This is a genomic window from Cytophagia bacterium CHB2, assembly GCA_030263535.1.
GTDB lineage: Bacteria > Zhuqueibacterota > Zhuqueibacteria > Zhuqueibacterales > Zhuqueibacteraceae > Coneutiohabitans.
In genome coordinates this window covers 1-3,226 of the sequence record SZPB01000534.1, presented here as the reverse complement: position 1 = coordinate 3,226, position 3,226 = coordinate 1, and the positions used below count along the sequence as shown (strand labels likewise).

The 3,226-nt window shown below is 52.3% G+C and carries 3 protein-coding genes; 2 read left to right on the top strand and 1 reads right to left on the bottom strand.

Features of this window, described 5'->3' with window-relative positions; translation table 11 throughout:
* On the bottom strand, positions 1-1,281 hold a 1,281-nt coding region (locus tag FBQ85_28540; protein ID MDL1879082.1), incomplete at its 3' end, for a M24 family metallopeptidase.
* A 254-nt stretch (positions 1,282-1,535) separates the two neighbouring features.
* Here FBQ85_28540 and FBQ85_28535 point away from each other — a divergent pair.
* Both FBQ85_28535 and FBQ85_28530 read left to right on the top strand, forming a co-directional pair.
* A complete protein-coding gene (locus FBQ85_28535; GenBank protein ID MDL1879081.1) occupies positions 1,536-2,456 on the top strand; it encodes a hypothetical protein in 921 nt (306 codons plus the stop codon).
* Positions 2,457-2,759: 303 nt separating this feature from the next.
* The coding region (locus tag FBQ85_28530; protein ID MDL1879080.1) for a carboxypeptidase-like regulatory domain-containing protein at positions 2,760-3,226 on the top strand (467 nt) is incomplete at its 3' end.

Sequence of the window (3,226 nt, the reverse complement as noted above, 5' to 3'; positions counted from 1 at the left end):
AGCAATAACAATGTCCATCAACTCGCGCTCTGCTGCGGAGAAGCGGCCATTGACCGCAAAGGTTCGCGTCATATCGCTGGGATAATTCTCGACGCTGCAGCCAATATCGATCACCACCAGACCTTCATTCATGACGGCATTGTTGGCGCTGTAGTGCGGCCGTGTTGCGTTGGCGCCGGCGCCGACAATCAACGGAAAAGCCAGGCCGGTCGCGCCATTTTCCCGAAAAAATTTTAGAATTTCTTGGGCAATCTCGTTTTCATTGCGGCCGGGTTTAATCAGCGGCGCAATGTGTTCGAAGGCGCGCGACGTGATGGCCGCCGCGCGCCGCAATTTCTCCAATTCGTCTTCATCTTTATGCGCGCGTAACCGGTGAATCGCAGCGGCGGACGATTTCCCCGCGATGATCAGCCTGAGACGATTCCACCAGTTCTGTTTTTCCGCAAGGATTGCGATCGGCAGGGCGCGGCCTGTGAGATAAAAAACATTCGCGCTGGAGAAAATCAAAGCGGGACGGTCAAGTCCGCCGTTTTGTTGAAACGCGTGCAGGCGATCTTCATGAACAGGGGAGGAGGGCGACGGTTGCGGGGCCAGGAACGCCACGCTGAACAGGCCGGCAAGCAACAGCGCAGCGGCGATACGCAAAGCATGCCAGTATTGTGTTTTACGATCATGCGCCGAAACAGCGAGCGCGGCATCCGCCCTCTCCTTGAAAAACGGCAAACGCGGTTGCACCAGCATTTGCCAAATCATGCCGGTTATAAAAATTGCGATGCTGCCGATAAATTGAAGTTGATCCGGCCATAAAACACCCAAAATGAGCGCTCCCAGCGCGCTGGCAATGATTGCAACACTCGCCCGCGCCAACAGAATACCGCAGGCAACGCCTGCCACAAGCAAACCAAGTCCCACCCAGGGGTTGCCGCTAAAGGAACCGGTGAAATACAAGTGTGCGAAATAAATCGTGGGCAGCGGCCAGAACATGGCGATTGCCAGGGCAATGCGCGGCAAATAAAAATAAAGCGCGAGGCCGGCAGCAAAAATCACAAACGCAAACAGAAGCGCCAGCCACAAGCTAATCGCGGCAGCCGTGAACCACCCGAGGAGCAGACCGACTGCCATGAAAAATGTTCCCACTGCGGCGCGGTCAAAAATATTGCCGGCAAGTAAAAGGAATATCGCCCATAATGCCGGCAAGAGCAGCGCGATGATCGCGATGAACGTGGTTTCACTTTCGATGCCGAGGGGTAGATCGGGTAAAATGTTTGGAACAAGACGCATGAATTAAATTTGTCACATCAATGTTACATTGTCAAGCCTGGCACATAACTAAAATTTATTGCCGACGACGTGAAGAAAAAAACAAAGGGGCAGGGCGTTGATCGTACCGCAAGACGATGCTCTGCGAGAATGTTCATTGCGAAGCTGGTTTTTTTTTCGTAAAATTTGCTGTGAATTACGGCTGTAAAAGTGTGTCTCGTCGTGAAGTCTGTTTGCAAAACTCGAACTACTTCCATTTTAAGATTGCAGGAATCATGAAGCAAAATTGTTTTTTGTGCCGTTCCATCGCGCGCCGGAAGCCGCTGTTGTTTTTCTTGATTGCCGCCTCCTTTTGGATGAGTTGCAGCTCTGATCATGGCGTCGAGCCGGTGCGCACCAAAGTATCCGGCGATATTATTTTCACCGGGCCGAAGCCGCCGGATTATGTTGCCGAGGCTGTGGTGGTTTTGGTGAAAAACCTGCCTCCTGAAAATCTTCTTTCTGAGGTGATTTACAGCCCGCCGTTGGCATTCAATCGCGATAAAACCTCGCAGCAAGACGATACGCTGCATTACGAATTATTTGCCGATCCGGGTGTTTATACCGCAGCCGGCGTGTTGTGGCGCAAATCGGGTGCGCCGTGGGATATCGCGAATATTCTTGGAGTTCATCTTGCGCCGGGGGAAGTTTTTGCGCTGCAAGAAGTCGTCGTGCGAGAAGATCAGCCGGTGGCAGACAGCGTGAACATTTTCGCGAATTGGGAATTCGCCAATCGCGATGCAATTATCAGCGGCAAGATCATTTACAAAGATCCCTGGCCGGCAAATTCGCAAGCCGTGGCTGTCGCCGCCATCGGCGTGATTCCGCCTGGCGGCCCGGCGTTTTTGCCGACGGTGTTGGGCAATTTGAAAGGCTTGAATTTTACGCTGGGCCTTTTCAAAGCCGAAGATGAATATCGCATTGCGGTCAACAGCGGTGAGGTCAAATTTATCTCCCTGTTTTGGTACGGCAGGGGCCAGTTCCTCGATATTCGCGCGGTGGGTTTGTATCATTGCGGCGAAAGCCAGGGCCAGCTTGTGCCGAAGTCTGTGATCGCTGTTAAAGATTCGATCATCACCAATGTCGATTTTGAAGTGACTTTTTCATCGCTGCCGGCGGGCATCAATTATTGCAAAACCTGCCCGCCCTGTCCGTAACCTGAACTATTCTCAACCACGGGACACAAAGCTTTGATTTCTTAAAAAGTGAATCCTTGTGTAAAAAAAGTTTTTTGTACCAAAGTTTAGCAAGCTTTTGTTCTTCGTGCCTGTGTGTCTTCGTGGCGGAGTCTTTATGAATAATTCAGGGTAAAGCTCATGCAACATTGACTCCCCCTGTCATCCAGCAAGGAATTCTGAGAAATATCCGTCACGGCTGAACGTTCACGAAAGTCCGCCCATGCCGGATGACTTCCCAGAGGTTCGAGAAATAATTTATAGGCGCTTACTCGGAGGGTTTTTGTGAAACGAATCAAGTTTGCCCCTCGCGTTTGGGGCTTTTTTGTATACGCTATAATCATGTTTGCCGGGAACGGCCGCGCTCTTTTGCACGCGCAAATGTTGGGCGAAATTCAAGGTCGCGTGGTCGATGCGCAAACCGGCGAGGTGTTGCCGGGCACGAATGTACAAATTCTCGGATCGTTGTTGGGGGCGGGCGCTGATGGCAAAGGCGCATTTGTGATCAAGCGTGTGCCGCCGGGAACATACACGTTGCGTGCGAGCCTCATCGGTTATCAAGTTGCGCGGCTTGATGTCACCGTGCAAGCCGAGTCGGTGAGTCGCGTTGAATTTGCCCTCAACAGCAGCACGTTGGAAATGAATGAAGTCGTGGTCACGGCCAGCCGCCAGCCGGAAGAGATTCAAACCGCAGTGGTCAGCATCAGCGCGCTTAGCGGTGAAGCTGCGTTGCGCCGCAATGCCCTGCGCAT